The following is a 22,577-nucleotide window of genomic DNA, read 5'->3' as shown; positions in this document are numbered from 1 at the left end:
GCCTATGGCGAACCATTGGCAGGGCGGGGGTGGTTGTTATTGCGGGGATGGCGGTTCTGGTTTCGGCCGGTTCAGGCTGGTTGATGCCGGGCGATGGGCGCAAGGATCGGGGCCAGGTCGGCCCACAAGTCGTCCGGGTCTTCCATACCAATCGACAGGCGCAAAACAAGGCCACTGGGGGCATTGCCAACAAACTGGCGCATGGTGCCAATTGCCATGGGCACCATCAGGCTGTGGGTGCCGCCCCACGATGCGCCAATGGAAAATGTCTGCGCCTGGTCAATCAGGCCATCCAGTTCGTCCGCCATATCCGCCGGAATCATAAGGCTGAACAAGGCACTGGCGCCGGCAAAATCGCGGCGCCACATGCCATGTTGCGGGTGGGTTGGCAAAGCCGGATGCAAGATCAGCGCCGGGTCAATAATTTCCGCCATGCGTTTGGCAAAATCCAGGGCAACGTCGCTGCCATGTTTCAATCGAACAGCCATGGTTTCCATGCCGCGCAGCACCAGCGAACAGTCATCAGGCGACACGCCGATGCCCAGCATGGTCATGGTGGATTTCAATTTGTCGTATAACACATCGCCATTAACCGACACCGACCCCATCAGCAAATCGGAATGGCCGCCAAAATATTTGGTCAGGGCTTCCACCACAATGTCGGCACCATAGGCCAGCGGTTTAAAATGCAGCGGGCTGGCCCAGGTGTTATCAATCCCCACCGGCACGCCCCGGTCGTGGGCGGCCTTTGCAATGGCGGGTAAATCCTGCACTTCCATTGTGGCCGATCCGGGGCTTTCAACCCATACCAGCTTCACGCTATCGTCAATCAACCCGGCAATATCGCCACCAATCAACGGGTCATAAACCCGGTGCGCAATGCCGCGTTCCGCCAAATAGCCATTGCACAGCGAACTCACCGGTGGATAGGCACAATCGGGGATCAAAACAGTATCGCCCGGCTTTAACAATGCCAGAAACACCACCGAAATAGATGCCTGCCCCGAGGGTTGCAACATGGTGTGCGCCGCCCCCTCCAGGGCAGAAATGGCGGCTTCCAGTGTGCGGCTGGTCGGGGTGCCATGCAGGCCATAAACATATCCGTTTGGTCCACGATCCGCCCTGTTGGCAAAGGCCGCTGCATTGGGAAAAGCAATGGTCGATGCCCGATATACCGGTGTTGCCAGGCTGGCAAAACCTTCATGCGATACTTCGGGCGGGCAAACACAAACAGTTTTGTCTTTCATGCGGGGCGCTCCTTGGGTGGGGACAATGCGGGTGTGTGAAACACGGTGCAAATAGTGGTGGTGGCGATAACAACATCAGGCGACGGTGTGTAAACAATTTGAATTCTTAACAAATCGCATTTCATCACACCGCGCAAGGCTGTTCTGGCGGTTTCAAAACGCCGAAAAAAAAGGCTGCACGATAAAAATCGCACAGCCAGTTTATTCCCGAGCGGGAATGAAAGCCCGGCAGAGACAAAAGCCACCACCGGACTTGTTCAAATAACCCGGTTAAATTTCAACTATAATCGCGCTGATCATCAATCACCTTGCCGTCATTGGGCAGGCTGCCCAATGTTGCGGGTTCAACCACACCTCGCAGTTTGCACACGTCATGAACGGTGCTGCCCACCGCGTCAGCATTAAAATCGGCGGCATCGGTTTCACAGGCCAGTGTCATCACATCGTTATCATTCACGCGTGAAACAACCAGCCGTGCCTTGGCAATTTCCGGGTGACGCCGCACCACTTCGGCCACTTGTTGCGGGTGAACAAACATACCTTTAACCTTGGTGGTCTGGTCGGCCCGGCCCATCCAGCCCTTGATGCGCTGGTTCGTGCGCCCACAGGGGCTTTGGCCCGGCAAAATCGCCGATAAATCGCCGGTAGCAAACCGCACCAGCGGATAATCCATATTAAGGGATGTTACCAGAACCTCGCCGACTTCACCGTCGGCCACCGGGGTACCGGTGCCGGGGCGGACAATTTCAACAATAATATCCTCGGCAACGATCATGCCGTCGCGGGCATCACTTTCATAAGCAATCAGGCCCAGATCGGCACTGGCATAACATTGCAGCATCGTTACGCCGCGTTCGGCAAACCAGCCGCGCAGTTTCTCGGGCAGGGCCTCGCCCGACACCAGCGCACGGCTGATCGATGATACATCCGCGCCCATTTCGTCGGCTTTTTCCAACAGGATTTTCAAAAACGATGGCGTTCCGGCATAGCCGGTCGGGCGAATATCGGCAATGGCCTTAACCTGCACTTCGGTTTGGCCCACCCCGGCAGGCACCACCGCACAACCGCACGCCCGCGCGCCGCTATCAAAAATAAAGCCACCCGGCGTTAAATGATACGACATACAATTATGAATAACGTCACCGGGGCGAAAACCGGCCGCAAAATAGGCCCGCCCCATGCGCCACCAGTCATCCCCCTTGCCTTCAGGGTCATAAATTGGCCCCGGGCTTTGAAAAATGCGGGCAAGCGCGCCAATGGGCGTTGCGTTTAATCCGGCAAAAGGCGGCTTTTCTGCCTGCATCGCAATCAAATCGGATTTACGCGTTACCGGCAGCTTTGCCAGTTCCTGCCGGTTGGTAACCGCAACACTGGCAATATTTTGCAATATTGCGCCAAAGCCGCTGGATTTATCGCGCGCACGGGCAATCAACCCCGGCAGGGATGCCAGCAAACGGCCTTCGCGGGCATCGGGGGCCTGGGTTTCCTTGTCGTCGAAATAGGTTTGCAATGTCATGGCCCGTCCCGTTTGATAGAGTTTCACCTGAAAGGTGGCCTGTTTCCCGCCCGTGCATCGACTTGAAAACAAAGCCGGAAACGCCGTTTACAGCCAGCGTTTACGCCGTTTATAGGATTTGATGTTTTTGAAACTTTTGCGGTCTTCCGACCCGCCGCCAAGGTAAAATTCCTTAACGTCCTCGTTGTTCAAAAGTTCATCGCGCGTGCCGTCCAGCACCACCTTGCCACTTTCCATAATGTACCCGTAATCGGCCACTTTTAAGGCAAAATTGGCGTTCTGCTCGACGATCAGCATGGTAATCCCCTGATCGCGATTGATTTTCTCGATAATGCCAAACACTTCTTTCACCAGCAAGGGTGACAGGCCCATCGAGGGTTCATCAAGCAAAATCATTTTCGGGCGCGCCATCAGGGACCGGCCAATCGCCAGCATCTGCTGTTCCCCGCCCGACAAATACCCGGCCAGCCCGTTACGTTCGCGCAAACGCGGGAAATACTCGTAAACCATTTCAATATCGTCTTTAACGCCCTTGTCCTTGCGGGTATAGGCGCCCAGACGCAGGTTTTCCAGGCAGGTCATATCCTCGATAATGCGCCGCCCTTCCATCACCTGAAAAATGCCGGACCGCACGATATCTTCGGGATATTTGTTGGAAATCGGCTTGCCATCAAAGGTAATTTCGCCGCGGGTAACTTCGCCGTCCTCGGTTTTCAACAATCCCGATATGGCCTTAAGCGTGGTGGATTTCCCCGCTCCGTTGGGGCCAAGCAGGGTTACGATACTGCCCTGTGGCACATCAAGCGACACGCCGCGCAACACAAGGATCACCTCGTCATAAACGACTTCGATGTTATTTACCGACAAAAGCGGCGGTGCGGTTTCGGTCTTGCGGGCGGGTTCGGACATAAATCACCTTCGCAATGGCAGCGATAAAAACAAAACAAATCAAAAAACAATGCGTCACACCGGGGAAACGCCCCCGTCCCTGCCACCATGGTGCCGAAACCGTTCGGGAAAACAGCAGGTTCCGGCACCAGGCGGGAGACATCCTTTCAAACCGAAAGGAGGCTGATCTTAATAGCCAAGCCAGTCGTCGCGGCGCGGCAGGGTCACGGTTTCAAGTTTGGTGACCTTGATGTCGCCGTCATGGGCTTCACCGCTATAGATATTGACAGTGTTAATGCCGCGATGGTCTTCGGCTGTCCAGGTGGCGGGCATGCAAACGCCTTCAAGACCTTTAGGCACCCAGTCAGAACGGGCATACATGCCCTTTTTGATATTCGGCCCGGTAATGCCGCCATTTTCCTTGGCCCATTCCATGGCTTCTTTCATGTAATAGACCGAGCAAATGCCGCGAATGTAATGATGGGTGCGAAATTCCTTGCCCGATTTGTCTGATTCCATCGAAATCTTGCGTACAAGGTCCATGCCCGGCACACCTTCGTCCGTCCAGAAACTGGTCATCACCGGGAAGATGTAATTATCAACATCGCCAATGGTTTTCAGGGTTTCGTAATCCCCTGCCCAGATATTGGCAAGCCAGGTCGGATCCACACCAACCGTCCCGCAGGACTTCACCAGCGACACAACCGACGGGCCAAGATTGCCCAAATAACCATAATCGGTTCCGGCTTCTTTCAGCGTCAGGCATTGCGCCTTGAAATCCCCCGGCTTCATCGACACAACAACCGGGTTGGTGACGTCAAAACCCAGTTCATTGGCATATTCGGCGCAGGCTTCCTTGGGCGCGTTCGGGTAAGGGTGGTTATCGCCGATATGGCTGAAAACCGGTTTGCCCTCACCGCCCTTCTTTTTCCAATCCTCAGCCGCCCACTGCACCATCGCCCGGCAGGCATCGGAATAGGATGCGCCATAAAAGAAGTTATAGGGGGCCGGTTTGGCAGTTTTGGGGTTTTTGCCCGTCGGGTCGGTCAGATGGCCGGAATAGGATGCCGAATAGACCGGCACTTCATCCTTGGCAACAAACGAAATCAGCGCTTCGGTGTCACCCGTTCCCCAGCCCTGCATCGCGATCATGTTGTTGCGCGAACGCCATTTTTTATAATTGGCAATCGCCTGGGGAACCTTATAGGCATAATCAACCGATTCAAATTCCAGCGGGGTGTCGGAAATACCGCCATTTTCGTTAATATAGGAAAGGGCATCCCGTACCCCGTCGGCATAAAACTTGCCGATAAAGCCGGTCGCGCCGGTAATATCCATCAAATGGCCGACAAACACGCTGTCTTCAGCCTTTGCCGCGCCAACCGACAGGGCGGTTGTGATCATCGCGGTTGCCGCAATCAGTTTCTTCATCTCGACGTCTCCCTTGGACGTTTCATTGAACAAAAAAGCCTCCCGGTCTCCCCCATGTTTTTATTATCCTGCCGATAGATATTTTTATGATGTGGCAGGCGGGGGTTTGGTCAGTACGAGAAGGGATAAAGCTTCCAGTACGCCCTGATCTGTTGCCAACGGTGTGCTAACCCGTCGGGTTCAAAAATCAGGAACAGGATGATGGCCAGACCGATCGCCATCTCCTTGATATAGGCCAGGCCATCGGTCACCGCGGTGCTGTTGGCCCAGTCAAAAACGCTTAAGGCACTGACACCGGTTTCCATGACTTCGGGCAACAACACCATAAAAACAGTGCCCATCAAGGCCCCTTTGACCGATCCCAGGCCACCAATAATGATCATGCCCAAAAACTGGATCGACAGCAAAATGGTGAAACCCTCGGCCGAGACATAGCCCAGATAATGCCCGTAAATCGCCCCGCCGATCCCGGCGTAAAACGATGAAACCGCAAAGCTGAGCAACCGGTATTTGGTCAGGCTGATGCCCATGATTTCAGCCGACAGATAATGATCGCGCACCGCAACAAACGCCCGCCCGTCGCGCGACCGCATCAGATTACTGCCCAGCACATACATGATCACCAGGAAAAACAGGCACACATAAAAGAAGCTGAAATCATCAACCACTTCATAGCCAAACACATTAATCGGATTGGCCGCAGCCCCGTAAGACCCGCCGGTAAACCAGTCAGCCCGGGCAAAGAAATCTTCTAAAATGAACTGTGCAGCAAGGGTGGCAATCGCCAGATAAAGCCCCTTGATCCGGGCGGCAGGCAGGCCAAACAGCAAACCCACCGCCGCGGTTAGCAACCCGGCCAGCGGAATGGATAACAAAACCGGAATGCCGGTGTGATTGTTGATCCAGGCCGACGCAAAGGCCCCGAAACCGAAAAAAGCAGCATGCCCGAGCGAGATTTGCCCGGTAAAACCGACCAGAATATTCAAGCCCAGGGCCGCAATGGCAAAATAGGAAATCTGAATAAACAGATTAACGTAATAGCCATCGAGCACAAAGGGCATCAATGCCGTTGCCACCACGCCAAACACGGCGGCATAACGCACAAAAGTAGTATCGAAAATGCGGGTATCCTGGCGATAGGTGGTGCGAAAATCGCCGCAGGGACGCATTGAAAAGCCGGCCATAATGGTTCGTCCCCCTGATCAGATACGTTCGATGTCTTTGGTGCCAAACAGGCCATAAGGCTTGATGCACAAAATAACGATCAGCACATAAAACGGTGCGATGGAAAAAAGGTTGCCCCAGTGCAGATACTGCCCGTCGACAAATTCGGCCCCGTTTTCAAGCAGGCCAATAATCACCCCGCCGGCAATGGCGCCGATAATGGAATCAAGCCCGCCCAGAATAACCGCCGGAAACACCTTGATGCCGATCACCGACAAGCCGGACGACACGCCGTTAACCATGCCAATCACAATACCCGCAACCCCCGAAACCATTGCCGATATGGCCCAGGACATGGCAAACACGGTTTTCACCGAAATGCCCAGGCTTTGCGCCACCTGCTGGTCAAAGGCGGTTGCCCGCATTGCCAAACCCAGTTTGGAATATTTGAAAAACCAGTAAAACGCCGCCATGATCACCAGCGATATGGCAAAGCTCATGATATAGGCGGTTTCAATTTGCATGCCGCCAATCGAAATCGCACGGGTTTCAAAGACTTGCGGGTAGGTCGCCGTGGTGGCCCCGAAAATCCATTTGGTGGCGGCCTGAAAGAAAATAGACAGGCCAATCGTCACCATGATCACGGAAATAATCGGTTCGCCAATCATCGGGCGCAGCACAACCAGTTGCAAAATCACGCCAAATGCCAGCATGAACAATAGGGTAAAAACAAAGCCCAGCCAGAACGGCATTTGAAATTCGACCAGAAACGCATAACAAACCCACGCGCCAATCAGCAGAAATTCGCCCTGGGCAAAGTTGACCACCTGTGTTGATTTATAAATCAGCACGAAACACATGGCGACCACGCCATAAAGCGTGCCGACGATCAGCCCGTTTAGCAGCAACTGGAACAAAAGTTCAAAATTCATGGTGCCATCCCTGTCATGGCGAGGATCAAATCATCCCCGGTTTTGTTTTTTGGCCGCGTCGCTCTGATCGGCTTATTCCGCAGCTTTCGAGGTGCTGTTTTCATGTCCCCGCCCTTCCAGATCGACGACCTGCACGCTGGTTTGAATCCGCGTTTTTGAGCCATCCTGAAAGGTAATCATGGTGTCGATATCAACCTTGGGCGTGCCCGAATAAACCGCATCGATAATGTCGGCATATTTTTCGGCAACAACACCGCGCCGCACCTTGCGTGTACGGGTCAGTTCGCCGTCATCGGCGTCCAGTTCCTTGTAAAGCAACAGGAAACGGCGAATGCGCTGGGCTTCGGGCAGGGTTTTGTTTACCTGGCGCACTTCATCGGCGATCATGTCGTAAACTTCGGTTTGTGCCGACAGGTTGGTATAGTTGGTAAAGGAAATGCCACGCTGTTCGGCCCATTTCGCCATGATGGAAAAACGAATGCAAATCATGGCGGATAAAAACGGCAGGCCTTTGCCCAAAATCACCGCCTCGGCAATGAAGGGCGAAAATTTCAGCTTGTTTTCAATAAACTGCGGCGAATAGCGTACGCCATTCGATGTTTCCGCCAAATCTTTCATCCGGTCGATCACGACCAGATGTTTGTTGTTATCCTTGAAATAACCGGCATCCCCGGTATGCATCCAGCCATCAATAACGTCTTCGTCATAGGCCGACGGGTTTTTGTAATAGCTGGTAAACATGCCCGATGTGCGGGCCACAATTTCACCAACCCCGTTTTCATCGCTATTGATAACCTTGATTTCCGAATTATCAAACGCCACCCCGACGGTATCAAAATCGATATCGTCGGGCTGATGAATGGTATAGGCACCGCAAAGCTCGGTCTGACCATAAAGCTGACGCAACGGCACGCCCATGGCATGGAAAAATTTAAAGGTTTCCGGCCCCATTGCCGCACCGCCCGTGGCGGCAGAACGCAAATTGCTAAATCCCAGCCGGTCTTTAAGGGCGCTCATCAGCAAAATGTCAGCCGCCTTTGAATGCCCGCCTGCATCCATGGCACCCCGCGCCAGTTTCATGCCCCAGTCATACATTTTCTGTTTGAACGGGGTTGAATCCATCATGCGCGCACGCACATCGGCGGCGATAGATTCCCACACCCGCGGGGCCAGCAGCACAAAATTCGGTCCGATCTCGCGCAGATCGGCCATCATGGTTTCCTGTTCTTCAACAAAGTTTACAATCTGGCGGCTGACCAACGATTGCCCGACCACATAAACCTGTTCCATGATCCACGGTAACGGCAACACCGACACATAATTATCGCCCGGCAATTTGGGGTCGGCCCGCAAATAGGCCGCACAGTGATGAAGAAAATCACCGGCATTCATCATCGCGATTTTCGGCTTGGATGTGGTGCCCGACGTGGTGCAAAAAATGGCACATTCATCGCCGCGCGTTTCCCCCACCATGCGGTCATAGGCCAACCGGTCGGCGGTTGCGGCCTTGCGGCCCAGTTCATAAAGTTCTTCCACCGCCATCAGGCGCGGATCATCATATTTACGCATCCCGCGCGGATCGCAAAAAATAATCCGGTCTACGGTTGGAATCTGATCGCTCAGTTCCAGCAGCTTGTCACATTGTTCTTCGTCTTCGGCGATAATCACACGGGCTTCGCCAAAGGTAATTAAAAACGCCACCTCGTCATGCAGGCTGTCCTGATACAACCCCAATGACCGGGCACGCAACGCATGGGCGGAAATTTCGGCCCACACCCATTCCGGGCGGTTTTCACCAATAATACCAACGACGTCCCCGGCCCCAATGCCCAGTTCACGTAGGCCCAGGCTCATCCATTTGACACGGTCGTTATAATCTTTCCAGCTAAATTCCTGCCAAACGCCAAATTCCTTTTCGCGCATGGCAACGTCATCCGGCCAATTTTTGGCGTTATAGGCCAGCACCTTGGGAAAAGTATCAAGCATGGCAATGTCGGCGTAATCAGGCGTGGTGTATTTCTTCATCGTTATGCGACCTTCCCGGAAACGCCATCGTCTTCATCGTCTTCTTCGCCGAGATAGGCCTTTTTGACATGGGCATTTGCCATGACTTCGGCAGGCAGGCCCGCCGCAATTTTTCGTCCAAAATCCAGCACCATGACACGGTTGGAAATGTCCATCACCACGCCCATGTCATGTTCGATCATGACAACCGTCATGCCCCATTCTTCATTCAAATCAATGATGAAGCGGGCCATATCTTCCTTTTCTTCCAAATTCATCCCGGCCATCGGCTCGTCAAGCAAAATCAGGTCCGGGCGCAGCGCCACCGCACGCGCCAGCTCTACCCGTTTGCGCAACCCATAGGACAGGGTGCCCGCCGTTGCCTTGCGAATATGGGAAATTTCCAGAAAATCGATAACGTCTTCGCAAAATTTCCGGTGTTCCAGTTCTTCTTTCTGCGCGCCGGAAAACTGACGTCACTCAACGCGCGCACACCGCCAAAAACCAGCGACACATCGTTGATACTTAAAATAGGGTCCGGTGACGTCATCGTCCTGGTATCCTCCCTGACCTGGGCCGCGTTCATTCGTTTTTCACCCACTAAGGGTGTTGCGAAAATGAACCGTCCAAATTTCAGCGTTTCCCTGATTTGCGTCTGTTATTTTTACCCTGCCGGTCGATACCGAAAAGGCCGCAACGCAATTAATACGTATTTGAGTACCAAATTCACACTATAGCGTCAACGCGTTGCAAGCCCTTCGCTTTGCAACAAAACCACTTATCGCACCGCACAACCAGTCCGGTTAAGCAGAACGCTCCCATTCACGCCAACATTCCGTAACGGTAATATTTCAACCGCACCAAAATGGACATCGCGAAATTATCGCAATGCGGCATTGAGAAAAACATCACTCAACTTAACATTTCATCATTTAAGAGGGGTTTTTTGAAATATCGTTTCGCGCAAATGGTATCGATTCGGCCTGACCGGCCCATCCGCGATAGAGGTGAACCTTCCCATAATCCGCAACAAGCGTTTATCGCGCATTTTCAAAAGATCTATTGCCTCTCATCGGTATGAGATCAGGCTTACGATCTTTGAGACAGGATGAATATGGTCCCTATAATTGTTCTTCAACCATATCGAAAAGCCACCGGGCCGTCAGGCGCCGCGCTTCGGTTGAATCAAAGGCGGCCTGATGTTCAAAACCATTTGTTAGCGGTTCCGACATGGGACCTGAAACATATTTTCCCGAACCAGCATGTACAGTTCCATCCCCCGGAGCATCTGCGGGCTGAATTTCATAGCGGGTTTCTGCCAGAAAAGTGGTCTGGGCACCATAAGGCGTTGCATAGGTATGCCACTGCCCCCATTCCAGTGTTCCGCGTCCATCATTGTTCCGTTCTGCATCCGTCGGAATCACGTCTTCCTGCGCTGTTTGCTTCCATTCAATGTGATCAAAGGCAGGATGCCCCGAACCATTGGCATAAAACATGCGCGTATTGGGATGGAACGCACTTGGTCCGAGTTGGGCGTGGAATTTTGCGGCATCTTTCAAACTCGTGAGGAACTGCTTGAAAGCGGCACCAGAATCTCCCTCCGGATTAAGATATTCCTTAACGATCAAGCGCCACCAATCCTGCTCGTTGCGGTAAATTTCCCCGTAAGGATTTGCTTCGGGTTTTGCCCACAGGCGAGAACCATCATGTCCGGTGGCAAACAGCCACTTCGTGCTCCCATCCACACTTTTATGGGTTTGGTTCGGCAAAAGCTCTAAAACGCCTGGCATATTGCCTGCAGTGGCCGTCGCCTCTTGCTGATTGGCCCCTAACACATGCCTTTCAATCGTTCCCCTTATTCCACCGCCTTCAAACCCGGCGACAATACGTTTATAGGCCGCAGGTGCGCCATCACTTGGCAAGGCACCATGTATCACGCCATGCACGTCCGACGCACCACCATGGATTTGCGTATAAGCCCGTGCCACCAGCCCGCCCATTGAATGGGTAACAATCACCGGCTTTAAAACCTGAACATCCGTATCACGATATTTCTGGGTGGTTTCCGCCACGGCTTTGGCAACGGTTTCGCCCAGCGCTTTTCCTGAATTCAGATTGTCATCTGTCCAGTTATAGGGATGCGCCCAAACCTCATAATGAAGATTAAAACATCCCCGGGGCACTTGTCCGGCAGCAGGGGTTTCCGCCATATTCTCCAGCCACGCCATAAAGCTCGCATAGGACCCTTGCATTAAGCCACCCCAACCCCGGTCAATCCGCTCCTGGGATAGAAAATCGTCAACCTGCCCCGGATCAACTTCAAGATAATCGGGCGAATAACCCGAATCAGGCGCGCCAATCATCAGTCTGCGTTTTTTCTTCGCGCCCGCCCACGCAAGCCCATAAGCATTTCCAAAGAAACTATCTTGGGGCTCCCAGACGATTTCACCGTGCTGCTTCTCTCGCAGACGACTGCCCATGATCCCCGGAACAAAAATAATAGGCAAGGCAACCGGCTTAACACATGTTTGAACAGAGGAATTGACCATCAGATCACTCCTTTATCCGAATACTCTGAATCAGATTTTCCCAAGATTGTTCGGCAAAGCTTTGGCTATAAGGTTCCGATCCAAAATTTTTCCGACGGTCGAAATAGCTCAGATCAACGGCATAACCGTTATGACTTGCGGAAACCTGGCTCCCCACGGCCGCGTGGAAAAAGAACTCTTTGCCATAGTCCTTAGCCTCGCGGCCTTTTAGCCCCGCGATTAGAACACTATTGCCAAATTTACTTTCCGGAGCGGTCAAATCGATGTGACGTTCACCCGCTTTTCTTGTCAGGAAATCAACTTCCATTCCGACAAATTGCTCTGGGTCGCGAAACAGGGCATGAGCATTTTCGTTATTTTGAGGAACCGCGACAAACGCATCTTTCAAACAAAAACCGGGTTCTGATGGTATCTCGTTCAATTCGCGAGGATGGATCGCGTTCGCGACGGAAAGCATGTTCTCACGATAAAAATCCAGTTTGTCCTTCGTGCCTGTTCCGATCAGGTGAAAGAGCACACCGTCCGACAACACATAGGCTTCTTCCGTCCAGGGTTCTGTGATTTGCCCCATGATCGACGTATCGAGAATATGCTTGATGATTGTAAAACCGCCAACTTCGTCCGTTCCCAGGAAAATCACGGGATCACCGCCCTCGATGACTTTTTTGTCTTCCAGTGCCTGAATACGGTCTGCAATCCTGTTCTGAAGGTCTTTTTCGTTACCGGCCCCCACTCTTTCAATTTTCAGCCCATTGATAGATCCGCCAAAATCCATCACCTCAAATTCTGTCGGCACATCAATCAGAAGACGCCCGACACAGTAGGTTTTCGTTTCCATCGTTTTCGCCATCACTGTGTGCCCCGTTGTCATTAGGATCAGCAGCCCTGTCACAAGCGCTGCGAGAGCTTTGAAATTCATTCGGCGTTTCCTTCGATCATATTTCTCAGGTGCCACAGGCGAATTGCCGGACCTTGGGCTGTGTTTTGCAAAATCTGCGATGCGTCGTCCGTCTTGCCCAACCATGACGCCCGGATAAAAAAGCACAGGGCTTCCTGCCGTTTTTCAGATGCCTTAAAGCCTTGGTCCCACAGCATATTAAGAGATGATTGCAACTGCACCGTGTCGGGGATTTCCTGTTCCGCAGTACTTTCGGGCAAAAGATCCAACGCCCCGGAAATATCCTGCGCATCACGAAGCGCATTAATTCCGTCATCCAAAGACAAAATAACTGGCGCGGTCAGTCGTGGAGGAACCGTTGGGGCGGCATATCGGCCAGGGGCGCGTTGTATGATACTGACGTCTCGCAGGGTTTTCGCCGGAACAAGCCAGGTCTGACCGCGATAAGTGCCATCATTCAGCAGGGCTTCGGCCAGTTCGACAGCTTCTTCATTCGTAAAAACCGATAAAATCGATGACTCCCAAAAACGGAAATAGTGCCATTGGTCATCGTCATCGCGAAGACGGGTGAATTTGCGCAGATGGCGGCGCACATCCTCAAATCCTGCGCGGGAGCGAATATAAATTCCCAGCCCTTTTTCCCATAATCCCTGGATGCCGTCAGAACAGGTAAAAAGGTTTCGGGTAAAGGAACTATCTGGCGCAAGTTCAATCAGATAGGGCGCATATTCACCCAGTTCCTGCTGCGTTTTACGTTGAAACAAAGACTGAAATCGCAAGCCGGATGTTTCAAGCAGTCCAGTTAAAACATAGGGCATTTTTGACGCATCAAGGACGGCATAAGTCTGCATTGGTGGCACGGCATCTGCCCCACCGTAAAAATCTGCCTCCTCGTCTATGGCATCAACCGCGCCAAACAGGGGCCTTTGCAAAACTTCGGGGACGGATCGCGGCGGATAAACACCCAATTGCATATCCAGTGGTTCAACATCCTCGACAGGCGTTACAATCACACAATTGCAATCTTCTGCCTGTTGGTCTTCACCTTCAACAGTGACCAGATCGGTCAAAACAACAGGGTGATTTTGACAGACGACACGCGCCACCGGCCCAATCTCACGCTGCCGGGCGGGATGTTTTGCCAAATATTGTGGTACCGGATAACAATCTTCGGCCCATATCAGGGTAAGCCCCTGCCTTTGCACATGTTCCGACAATTGGGCACGAAAAGAATCAGGGCCATCCGCCCAGACAGCGGCACGCGACTGGCAATTGGCATGCGCATCGGTTTGTTGAAACTGACAATCTGCAATCCAGGGCTCGAATTTCGCCATCCAGCGTGCCTCTCTCGGGATTCAACCCGCTTAAAAACAACCATAGCGAGAAAAAACACAAGAATAAGACCACATTTTGGCAAAACCCTGGACCCCACATCGGGACTCGTACCGATTAACATCCCCAGAAAGACAATGCCGGCCGTTTTTTTGCCTATAAGGTTGTATCAGCACAATTATCAGAACTAACAAAGCCCTGTTATCAGGGTGATTTCGCGAAAGACCCTTTTCGGGGTCTGGACTTTCACCCGGATTTGTGGTGTAACGCCCTCGCACTTCTTATGTGTATCGTGACCCGCGTCACGGTCAACAGATAGCCCACCGCTCGGCGCTCCGACGGTCGGGGTGTCTTGTCACGACAAGCCCTTTAACCACCTTGAGGAGGGTCTGATGTCCATTTGTGGCAAAGACAACCTGCAAACGCGCCGCACTTTGAAGGTCGGGGATGAATCCTTCGATTATTTCAGCCTTAAAGCTGCATCCGAAAAAATCGGCGACGTTTCAAAACTGCCGTTTACGCTAAAGGTCGTTCTTGAAAACCTTTTGCGTTACGAAGACGATTTCACCGTTAAGGCTGACGACGTTAAAGCCGTCGTCGAATGGCTGAAATCGCGTAAAAGCACCCACGAAATCAACTATCGCCCGGCCCGCGTGCTGATGCAGGACTTCACCGGCGTTCCCGCCGTCGTCGACCTTGCCGCCATGCGCGATGCCGTGGTCAATATGGGTGGCGACGCCCAGAAGGTGAACCCGCTTTCACCGGTTGATCTCGTCATTGACCACTCGGTCATGATCGACTTTTTTGGCACCGACGACGCACTCGACAAAAACATGGAAGTCGAGTTTGAACGTAACGGCGAACGTTACGAATTTCTGCGTTGGGGCCAGAATGCGTTCAACAATTTCCGCATTGTCCCGCCGGGAGCCGGCATTTGCCACCAGGTAAACGTTGAACATCTTGCCAAGGTCGTCTGGACCGGCAAGGATGCCGACGGTAAAACCGTGGCTTATCCTGATACCCTGGTTGGCACCGATTCCCACACCACCATGGTGAACGGCCTTGCTGTTCTGGGTTGGGGTGTTGGTGGTCTCGAAGCCGAAGCCGCCATGCTGGGCCAGCCGATTTCCATGCTGATCCCGGAAGTTGTTGGCTTCAAGCTGACCGGTGCCATGAAAGAAGGCATCACCGCAACCGACCTGGTTCTGCGTGTGGTTCAGATGCTGCGTGAAAAAGGTGTTGTTGGCAAATTCGTCGAATTTTACGGCGATGCGCTGGCACACATGTCCCTGCCGGACCGCGCAACCATCGGCAACATGGCGCCGGAATATGGTGCGACCTGTGGCTTCTTCCCGATTGACGATGAAACCCTGAACTATATGCGTTCGACCGGTCGTTCCGAAGAACAGATCGCCCTGGTTGAAGCCTATGCCAAGGAACAGGGCATGTGGGGCGACCCCGCACATGAAGCGGTTTATACCGACACCCTGGAACTCGACATTTCCACCGTTGAACCTGCCCTGTCCGGCCCGAAACGCCCGCAGGACCGCGTTCTTCTGAAGGATGCCGTATCGAGCTTCACCAAAACCTTTGCCGACATGGCACCGGGTGTTGATGCCGACCGTAGCGTCGATGTCAAAGGTGAAGATTTCGCCATGAAAGACGGTAACGTTGTTATCGCTGCGATCACGTCCTGCACCAACACCTCGAACCCGAGTGTGCTGATTGCGGCCGGTTTGCTGGCGAAAAAAGCCGTTGCCCTGGGCCTGCACAGCAAGCCGTGGGTTAAAACCTCGCTCGCACCGGGTTCGCTGGTTGTTGCCGACTATCTTGAAAAGGCCGGTCTGCAGGATTACCTGGATCAGCTTGGCTTTAACGTGGCCGGTTTTGGTTGCACCACCTGTATTGGTAACTCCGGCCCGCTGGCCGCACCGATCGCAGGTGCCATCGAAGACCAGGACATGCTGGTAACCGCCGTTCTGTCGGGTAACCGTAACTTTGAAGGCCGCATCAGCCCGCATGTGAAGGCAAACTATCTTGCCTCGCCGCCGCTGGTTGTTGCCTATGCCCTTGCCGGTAACCTGAAGGTTGATCTGAACAATGACCCGCTGGGTCAGGACAAGGACGGCAATGATGTCTATCTGAAAGACATCTGGCCGACCAACAAGGAAATCGCTGACACCATCGCGGCCTCGATCTCGGCCAAGATGTACAAGGACCGTTACGACAATATCTTTGCCGGTCCGAAACCGTGGCAGGAAATCCAGATCACCGAAGGCGAAACCTACGAGTGGGACAACAAATCCACCTACGTTCAGAACCCGCCCTATTTTGTCGATATGGCTGCTGAACCGGGTGATTTCTCCGACGTCAAGGGCGCTCGTCCGCTTCTGATCCTGGGTGATTCTGTCACCACCGACCACATTTCTCCGGCCGGTTCGATCAAGGAAGAAAGCCCGGCAGGCGAATACCTGAAGGAAAACGGCGTTGCCGTTCGTGACTTCAACTCCTACGGCGCACGCCGTGGTAACCATGAAGTCATGATGCGCGGCACCTTTGCCAACATCCGTATCCGTAACGAAATGGCCCCGGGCACCGAAGGCGGTGTTTCGGTTCATTACCCGTCCGCCGATCAGGGCTGGGTTTATGATGTTGCCATGCGCTACCAGGAAGAAGGCACGCCGCTGGTGGTTATCGCCGGTCAGGAATACGGCACGGGTTCTTCGCGCGACTGGGCAGCCAAAGGCACCAATCTTCTGGGTGTGAAGGCCGTTATCGCCGAAAGCTTTGAGCGTATTCACCGCACCAACCTGGTCTGCATGGGCGTTTTGCCGTTGCAGTTCAAAAATGGTGAAGGTCGCAAGTCCCTGAAACTGGATGGCACGGAAACCTTTGATGTTATTGGCATCGCCGATGGCATCACCCCGCAGCAGGACGTTACGGTTCGTATCACCCGCAAGGATGGCTCGACCGAGGAAACAACTGCTGTGTGCCGTATTGATACCGAAAACGAAGTTCTGTATTTCCAGAACGGCGGTATCTTGCAGTTCGTTCTGCGCAACATGATCAAGGATGCTGCCTGATTTTAAACCCTCAGGGGTTTAATCAGCACATACCGAATTCACCCCGTCAGTTCTGCTGACGGGGTGTTTTTTTAGTTTTGAATTGATCTATCTCCTAACGCCTGTCGCCACAATTGCGTAGGTGTTAGGGATTACAATGCCCCCGTTGTCCCACGCAGGAGCAAATTCGATGTTTTTACATAATTATTGCGCCGATTAATGACGAGTTACGCCAAAATCCCCGCGCCATTGCTGTCGGTGCGTGTTGGAACCTTAACCCACGGCCAGGTTTTGACCTGCAATCCCGATTTGCCCCTTGGCGATGCCATTGCCCTTATGCACCGTCAACGGCGAAGCTCGATCGTTGTAACTGTGGAAAACAAGCCTGTTGGCGTCTGGACAGAACATGACTGCCTGACCATCAGCGCCGAAGATCCGACCGCTTTTCTCCGCCCGATTTCCGACTGGATGTCATCGCCGGTCCGCACCATGTCGGCCCATGCCTCGGTCGAGGCCGCGACATTTCGAATGCGGCGCGATAAACTGCGCCACCTGATCATTATCGATGATCAGGAATGCCTGGTCGGGATTGTCAGCCAAAGCGACCTGATCCGCGTTCCCAGCGCCATTCACCCCTTGCGCGAGCGCGATGTTGCATCAATTGTTCGCCGCAACACGGTAAGTGTCCCCGGCGACACGCCCGTCGGCCTGCTTCAGGCAGCAATGAAAGAAGGCGAATGCGACAGCGCCATTGTCTTTCAACCGGTTACCGGCAACTTGCCCGAAAACTCCGAATCCCCGACCGGTCGCGCACCCGCCACGCTGGCAGGTTTTCAGGATGAAGCCGGGTCTGTCACCACCACAATCGGCATTGTTACCGAACGCGATATTGTCGGGTATCTGGTACATCGCAGTGCTTCCGGGTCAGCATGGGAAATTGCCAGTCGCCCGGTGCGCCGTGTAAACGACCATACCAGCTTGCAAGATGCCCGCCAGATCATGATCGACCATCAAATTCGCCATCTGGTGGTGACGAATAACACGCAGGACGTGTTGGGAATTTTATCGTTTAATGATCTTCTGGCCTCGATCGAGCAGGATTATCTGCAACATATGCACGATGCGATGGAAGACCGTGACACCGCCCTGGCGCGGGCACAAAAATCGCTGCATCTAAGCCGCAAGATCATTGAAAGTTCGCCCGATGGCATCATCATTGTCGATGATCAGGGCAAGATCGAGGATGTAAATCCGTCCTTTACCCGCGTTACCGGGTACAGCCGTGCCGAAGCCATTGGCCAAAGCCCCAACCTGCTGCAATCTGGCCGCCACGATCACCCGTTTTATGAAGACATGTGGCAAAGCATCACCCGCGCCGGACGCTGGCAGGGCGAAATATGGAATCGGCGCAAATCGGGCGAAATATACCCCGAATGGCTTTCCATCATCGCCATTCGCGATGAAGAAGGAAAAGTTTTGCAATATGCCGGAATATTTTCCGACATTACCGACCGCAAACAAACCAGCGAAGATATCCGCCGCCTGTCACATTTTGATGAGCTGACCGGCTTTCCCAACCGGCGCCGTTTCATCGACGTGTTGGGCCGCACGCTAAACGAATGTCGCGGCAACAAGGATAGCGTCGCGGTATTGCTGCTTGATATTGATAATTTTCAGCGCATCAACAATACGCTGGGCCACGCCATCGGCGATGATGTGCTGGTGGATTTTGCCGGGCGCCTGAACCGGGCCTTGCCCGCCGATGCCATGCTCGCCCGCATGGGGGCCGATGATTTCGCCATTCTGCTACCGCAAAAAAACGACCGCGACACGCTCGAAACCATGGCCCAGGATTTGATGGAGGTTTTTAACCACCCTCATTTTTCGGCATCCGGCGGGGAACTGTTTATCACCGCCAGCATGGGCATTACCCTGTATCCGCGCGATGGTAACGACACCACCATGCTGTTGCGCAATGCCGAAATTGCCATGTTGCGGGCCAAAAATCATGGTCGCAACCGGTTCAACCACTATAACCGGTCGATGAACACGGCAAGCAGCGCCACACTGGCCCTTGAAACCGACCTGCGCCACGCCCTTGAACGGCACGAACTGTATTTGGCCTATCAGCCCCAGTTTATTGCCAATAGCGGAATGTTATCGGGGTTTGAAGCCCTGATCCGCTGGCGTCATCCCAAGCATGGCGAACTGGCCCCGGATAAATTTATTCCGCTGGCCGAAGAAATTGGCATGATTGACGAAATCGGCCTGTGGGTATTGCGCACGGCGTGTAGCCAGACTGTCAAATGGCGGCAACGCGGCCTGCATAACATCACAATGGCGGTTAACGCATCCTTGCAACAATTTAACAGCCCGATCGAATTTGGCGATCTGGTGTCATCGGCGTTAAATGAAACCGGGCTGGCCGGTGACCGGCTGGAAATTGAAATCACCGAAAGCCTGTTTATGCAGGATATCGAGGATACCTGCCGTAAACTGCAACGCATCAGTGACCTTGGCGTCAAGGTTGCCCTTGATGATTTTGGCACCGGCTTTTCCAGCCTGAGTTATCTGCGCCATGTGCCCTTTGATGTGCTGAAAATTGACCGCAGTTTTGTCAATGATATCGGCAAGGGCATTGGCGGCAGTGAACTGGTGCGGACCATTATCAATATGGCGCACAACCTGGGCAAAACCTGCATTGCCGAAGGGGTCGAAACCTTGCAACAGGAACAGTTCCTGCGCGAAAATCACTGCGATTTCCTACAAGGCTTCTTGCGCGGACGTCCCGTTCGGGCCGAGGAAATTGAAAAAACCTTTGCCCACCTGTTTGCCGACTATCCCGGCTAAACATTTACAAACTGGTATTCCCGAAAAACAAAGGGGCGGAAACAAACCATCGTTTCCGCCCCAAATCCATCTGATGGATCAGCCTGGTCTTAACCAGCCAAACCCTGGATCAGGATAAAGGCAATGGCCAGCGGTGCGATAAATTTCACAACGATGCCCCAGGCATTGATCCAGACCGGAACAGTGCCGTTATGCGCGGCAATATCGGCCTTCGCTGCCCCCCAGACGACCCAGCCCACAAACAACGAAATAAACAGGCCGCCAATCGGCAGCAGCAATTTCGAGGAAATAAAGTCCATCAGGTCAAAAAAGGTCATGCCGAAAAATTTGGTATCGGCCATAAGCCCCATCGACAGGGATGACGGGATGCCAAGGAAGAAAATGATCACCCCCATAATGATCGATGCCACCTTGCGGTTCATCGCCCGGTCATCGACAAAATAGGCAACGACAACTTCAAGAATCGACACCGAAGATGTCAGCGCCGCAATCGCCAGCAACAGGAAGAACAGGAAAGCGAACACTTCGCCAAACGGCATTTGGGCAAACACCGCGGGCAGCGTAATAAATGTCAGGCCCGGGCCTGCTGCCGGGTCAAAGCCAAAGGCAAACACGGCAGGTAACACCAGCAAACCGGCCAAAACGGCAACTGCGGTATCAAGCAGGGTTACCCAGCCAGCCGCACCGGCAATGTTTTCCTTTTTCGACAGATAGGACCCATAGGTAATCATGGCCCCCATACCCAGCGACAGCGAGAAAAACGCCTGCGACAGCGCATCGGAAACCGTATTCCATGTAACCTTGGAAAAATCCGGCTGAAGCAAAAAGGCCAGTCCTTCGCCCGCACCGGGCAAGGTCACTGCACGCACGATCAAAACCAGAAGCAACACGAACAAGGCTGGCATCAAAATTTTCGAGGCCCGTTCAATCCCGCTGCCAATGCCCGACAACACAACAAATACCGTCAGCGCCATAAAAATAGCGTGATAAACCAGCGGCGAAATGCTGCCACCAATGAAACCGCCAAAGGCCGCGCCCAGAACCGCCGGATCACTGCTGGAAATGTCGCCCGTGATCGCCTTGACCATATAGGCAATCGTCCAGCCAGCAACGACGCTGTAAAATGACAGGATCATAAAGGCAGCGGCAACACCGCACAAACCCACCAGTGGCCAGGCACCGCCTTTCAGCTTTTTAAATGCGCCAATGGCATTTTTTTCGGCCATGCGGCCAATCACCATTTCGGCCAGCATCACCGACAGGCCAATCGTAAAGACCAGCGCCAGATAAATCAGCAGGAACGCACCGCCCCCGTTGACGCCTGCCATATAGGGAAACTTCCAGATATTTCCCAGACCAACAGCTGACCCCGCAGCCGCCAGAATAAAGCCGAGGCGTGACCCCCAATGCTCACGTTTTATCATTTCCTGCAAACCCTCTTGTCTTGCCGGTCTCGTTTCGCACCCGTTTTCGAGTTGATGGACCGGCTTTTATTTTGAATCGGAATAAAAAAGCAGAGGCATCCGGCCCCCGCCCTTTGCCCACCGGGCAAACCGGCTTTAACATCTCCCTTTAGCAGAAAACTTTGGTTAAGGGTGCATCCATTTACGCAAAAAACACGTGTTTTTATGACCTGTGGTTGCTTCAACCGCTTGTGATTGGCAGGTGATGGGGCAATCGGCAATGATAGGGGCATGAAAACACATTCACCCAAACTGATGTGGGGCCCCGCACTGGCAGCTTTGCTCGCGCTTGCTGTTCCCGGTTCGGCCCACGCCGCCGCAGGGCAGGCCACCAGCACAACCCCGCAAGCGGTTGTTGAACTTTTTACCTCCGAAGGGTGCAGCTCCTGTCCCCCGGCCGATGCCGTTTTGCGCGATATTTCCAGCGAAACCGACGATCTTCTATTGCTGTCCTTCCATGTCGATTACTGGAATTATCTGGGATGGAAAGACCGCTTTTCCGCCCCGGTCTATACCGACCGTCAGCGAAAATATGCCGCCTTTCAGCATGAAAGCTATGTTTATACCCCGCAAATCATGATCAACGGGGCCGGGGCGGTCCGCGCAACGCACAAGGATGCCATCCTGAAGGCGGCATTAAAAAAGCCGTCTCCGCTGGCGTCATGGGTAACCATCAAAACAGACAAGACTGCCGGGCAAAAACCGGGCGGCATTGTGCAACTGGCCGCAACAACAGGTGTGACCCCCGACAAACCCCTTAAAATATGGCTGGTTGGCTTTGACCGCCACGCCAGCACCGATGTTGAAGCCGGCGAAAATGCGGGACGCAACCTCAAGCATGTTAATATCGTGCGCGAGCTGGATGATCTTGGCACATGGGATGGCAAACCACGCGAAATACCGGTGCGCCTGGAATATGAATGCAATGGCGGCATTGCCGTATTGTTGCAGGAAGAAAATGGCGGACCGATCCGCAGTGCGGGAATGGCGCGTTTTTATTGATGCCAAACCGCCACGGTTTTTCAAAACACCGGGATCACACGTTTTTATTAAAATAATGTGCAAAACATCCGCTCTCTCGCCCGGAGATTGACCTGAAACAAAGTCACCTGCACAAATGTCGGATAAAGCATGATTCCCATGACACTTCACGTTATAGAAGTGCATGACATGTGAATGGTTTGTGTGGACTGGATGATTGTTTTTAGCGGTTCTGATCTTACCTGCCGCCGCGGCGAAAG

General features: G+C 53.3%; 14 protein-coding genes and 1 pseudogene. 3 read left to right on the top strand and 12 right to left on the bottom strand.

Annotation, left to right across the window (positions count from 1 at the left end; translation table 11 throughout):
* Positions 1-71: 71 nt before the first annotated feature.
* From THS27_RS00900 to THS27_RS00840, 11 genes and pseudogenes are all read right to left on the bottom strand, one after another.
* Complete coding sequence (locus THS27_RS00900; protein WP_085587123.1) at positions 72-1,247, bottom strand: PLP-dependent aspartate aminotransferase family protein; 1,176 nt, start codon at positions 1,245-1,247, stop codon at positions 72-74.
* A gap of 277 nt (positions 1,248-1,524) precedes the next feature.
* A complete protein-coding gene (locus THS27_RS00890; RefSeq protein ID WP_085587121.1) occupies positions 1,525-2,763 on the bottom strand; it encodes a phenylacetate--CoA ligase family protein in 1,239 nt (412 codons plus the stop codon).
* Positions 2,764-2,850: 87 nt separating this feature from the next.
* Positions 2,851-3,672 (bottom strand): ABC transporter ATP-binding protein, encoded by an 822-nt coding sequence (locus THS27_RS00885; RefSeq protein ID WP_085587120.1) that lies wholly within the window; start codon positions 3,670-3,672, stop codon positions 2,851-2,853.
* A gap of 168 nt (positions 3,673-3,840) precedes the next feature.
* A complete protein-coding gene (locus THS27_RS00880) occupies positions 3,841-5,082 on the bottom strand; it encodes an ABC transporter substrate-binding protein (RefSeq protein WP_085587119.1) in 1,242 nt (413 codons plus the stop codon).
* A 110-nt stretch (positions 5,083-5,192) separates the two neighbouring features.
* Positions 5,193-6,266 carry a branched-chain amino acid ABC transporter permease gene (locus tag THS27_RS00875; RefSeq protein WP_085587118.1) on the bottom strand — a complete coding sequence of 358 codons (1,074 nt, stop codon included), beginning with the start codon at positions 6,264-6,266 and terminating at the stop codon, positions 5,193-5,195.
* A gap of 18 nt (positions 6,267-6,284) precedes the next feature.
* Positions 6,285-7,178, bottom strand: a complete 894-nt coding sequence (locus THS27_RS00870; RefSeq protein ID WP_085587117.1) for a branched-chain amino acid ABC transporter permease — start codon at positions 7,176-7,178, stop codon at positions 6,285-6,287.
* Between the two features lie 72 nt (positions 7,179-7,250).
* Positions 7,251-9,203, bottom strand: a complete 1,953-nt coding sequence (locus THS27_RS00865; RefSeq protein ID WP_085587116.1) for a long-chain fatty acid--CoA ligase — start codon at positions 9,201-9,203, stop codon at positions 7,251-7,253.
* 2 nt (positions 9,204-9,205) lie between these two features.
* A pseudogene (locus THS27_RS00860) lies at positions 9,206-9,649 on the bottom strand (ABC transporter ATP-binding protein); the annotation flags it as partial.
* Positions 9,650-10,303: 654 nt separating this feature from the next.
* Positions 10,304-11,731, bottom strand: a complete 1,428-nt coding sequence (locus THS27_RS00850; RefSeq protein ID WP_085587114.1) for a triacylglycerol lipase — start codon at positions 11,729-11,731, stop codon at positions 10,304-10,306.
* Between the two features lie 4 nt (positions 11,732-11,735).
* Positions 11,736-12,650, bottom strand: coding sequence for a hypothetical protein (locus tag THS27_RS00845; RefSeq protein ID WP_085587113.1), 915 nt, complete (start codon positions 12,648-12,650; stop codon positions 11,736-11,738).
* Entirely contained in the window at positions 12,647-13,963 is a 1,317-nt protein-coding gene (locus THS27_RS00840) for a DUF4123 domain-containing protein (protein WP_085587112.1), read from the bottom strand. The genes THS27_RS00845 and THS27_RS00840 overlap by 4 nt, the downstream gene beginning before the upstream one ends.
* Before the next feature lie 390 nt (positions 13,964-14,353).
* Between THS27_RS00840 and acnA the strand changes: the two genes are divergently transcribed.
* Positions 14,354-17,044, top strand: a complete 2,691-nt coding sequence (gene acnA / locus THS27_RS00835; RefSeq protein WP_085587111.1) for an aconitate hydratase AcnA — start codon at positions 14,354-14,356, stop codon at positions 17,042-17,044.
* Between the two features lie 198 nt (positions 17,045-17,242).
* Positions 17,243-19,873, top strand: coding sequence for an EAL domain-containing protein (locus THS27_RS00830; protein WP_085587258.1), 2,631 nt, complete (start codon positions 17,243-17,245; stop codon positions 19,871-19,873).
* An 89-nt stretch (positions 19,874-19,962) separates the two neighbouring features.
* On the opposite strand, the gene THS27_RS00825 is transcribed toward THS27_RS00830, so the two are convergent.
* The gene (locus tag THS27_RS00825) at positions 19,963-21,297 is read right to left on the bottom strand and encodes a sodium-dependent transporter (protein ID WP_085587110.1); all 1,335 of its coding nucleotides are present in this window, start codon (positions 21,295-21,297) and stop codon (positions 19,963-19,965) included.
* Positions 21,298-21,567: 270 nt separating this feature from the next.
* Between THS27_RS00825 and THS27_RS00820 the strand changes: the two genes are divergently transcribed.
* Complete coding sequence (locus THS27_RS00820; protein ID WP_085587109.1) at positions 21,568-22,338, top strand: thioredoxin family protein; 771 nt, start codon at positions 21,568-21,570, stop codon at positions 22,336-22,338.
* The last annotated feature ends 239 nt before the right edge of the window (positions 22,339-22,577 follow it).

The organism is Thalassospira sp. MCCC 1A01428 (genome assembly GCF_002115825.1).
Classification (GTDB): Bacteria; Pseudomonadota; Alphaproteobacteria; order Rhodospirillales; family Thalassospiraceae; genus Thalassospira.
The sequence above is the reverse complement of the archived record's forward strand: the minus strand, read 5'-3'. Positions and strand labels throughout refer to the sequence as shown.

Bases quoted from the DNA above. Each gene is read 5' to 3' on its own strand.
- THS27_RS00900 (WP_085587123.1), bottom strand. From the start codon at position 1,247: ATGAAAGACAAAACTGTTTGTGTTTGCCCGCCCGAAGTATCGCATGAA.
- THS27_RS00890 (WP_085587121.1), bottom strand. From the start codon at position 2,763: ATGACATTGCAAACCTATTTCGACGACAAGGAAACCCAGGCCCCCGAT.
- THS27_RS00885 (WP_085587120.1), bottom strand. From the start codon at position 3,672: ATGTCCGAACCCGCCCGCAAGACCGAAACCGCACCGCCGCTTTTGTCG.
- THS27_RS00880 (WP_085587119.1), bottom strand. From the start codon at position 5,082: ATGAAGAAACTGATTGCGGCAACCGCGATGATCACAACCGCCCTGTCG.
- THS27_RS00875 (WP_085587118.1), bottom strand. From the start codon at position 6,266: ATGGCCGGCTTTTCAATGCGTCCCTGCGGCGATTTTCGCACCACCTAT.
- THS27_RS00870 (WP_085587117.1), bottom strand. From the start codon at position 7,178: ATGAATTTTGAACTTTTGTTCCAGTTGCTGCTAAACGGGCTGATCGTC.
- THS27_RS00865 (WP_085587116.1), bottom strand. From the start codon at position 9,203: ATGAAGAAATACACCACGCCTGATTACGCCGACATTGCCATGCTTGAT.
- THS27_RS00850 (WP_085587114.1), bottom strand. From the start codon at position 11,731: ATGGTCAATTCCTCTGTTCAAACATGTGTTAAGCCGGTTGCCTTGCCT.
- THS27_RS00845 (WP_085587113.1), bottom strand. From the start codon at position 12,650: ATGAATTTCAAAGCTCTCGCAGCGCTTGTGACAGGGCTGCTGATCCTA.
- THS27_RS00840 (WP_085587112.1), bottom strand. From the start codon at position 13,963: ATGGCGAAATTCGAGCCCTGGATTGCAGATTGTCAGTTTCAACAAACC.
- acnA (WP_085587111.1), top strand. From the start codon at position 14,354: ATGTCCATTTGTGGCAAAGACAACCTGCAAACGCGCCGCACTTTGAAG.
- THS27_RS00830 (WP_085587258.1), top strand. From the start codon at position 17,243: ATGACGAGTTACGCCAAAATCCCCGCGCCATTGCTGTCGGTGCGTGTT.
- THS27_RS00825 (WP_085587110.1), bottom strand. From the start codon at position 21,297: ATGATAAAACGTGAGCATTGGGGGTCACGCCTCGGCTTTATTCTGGCG.
- THS27_RS00820 (WP_085587109.1), top strand. From the start codon at position 21,568: ATGAAAACACATTCACCCAAACTGATGTGGGGCCCCGCACTGGCAGCT.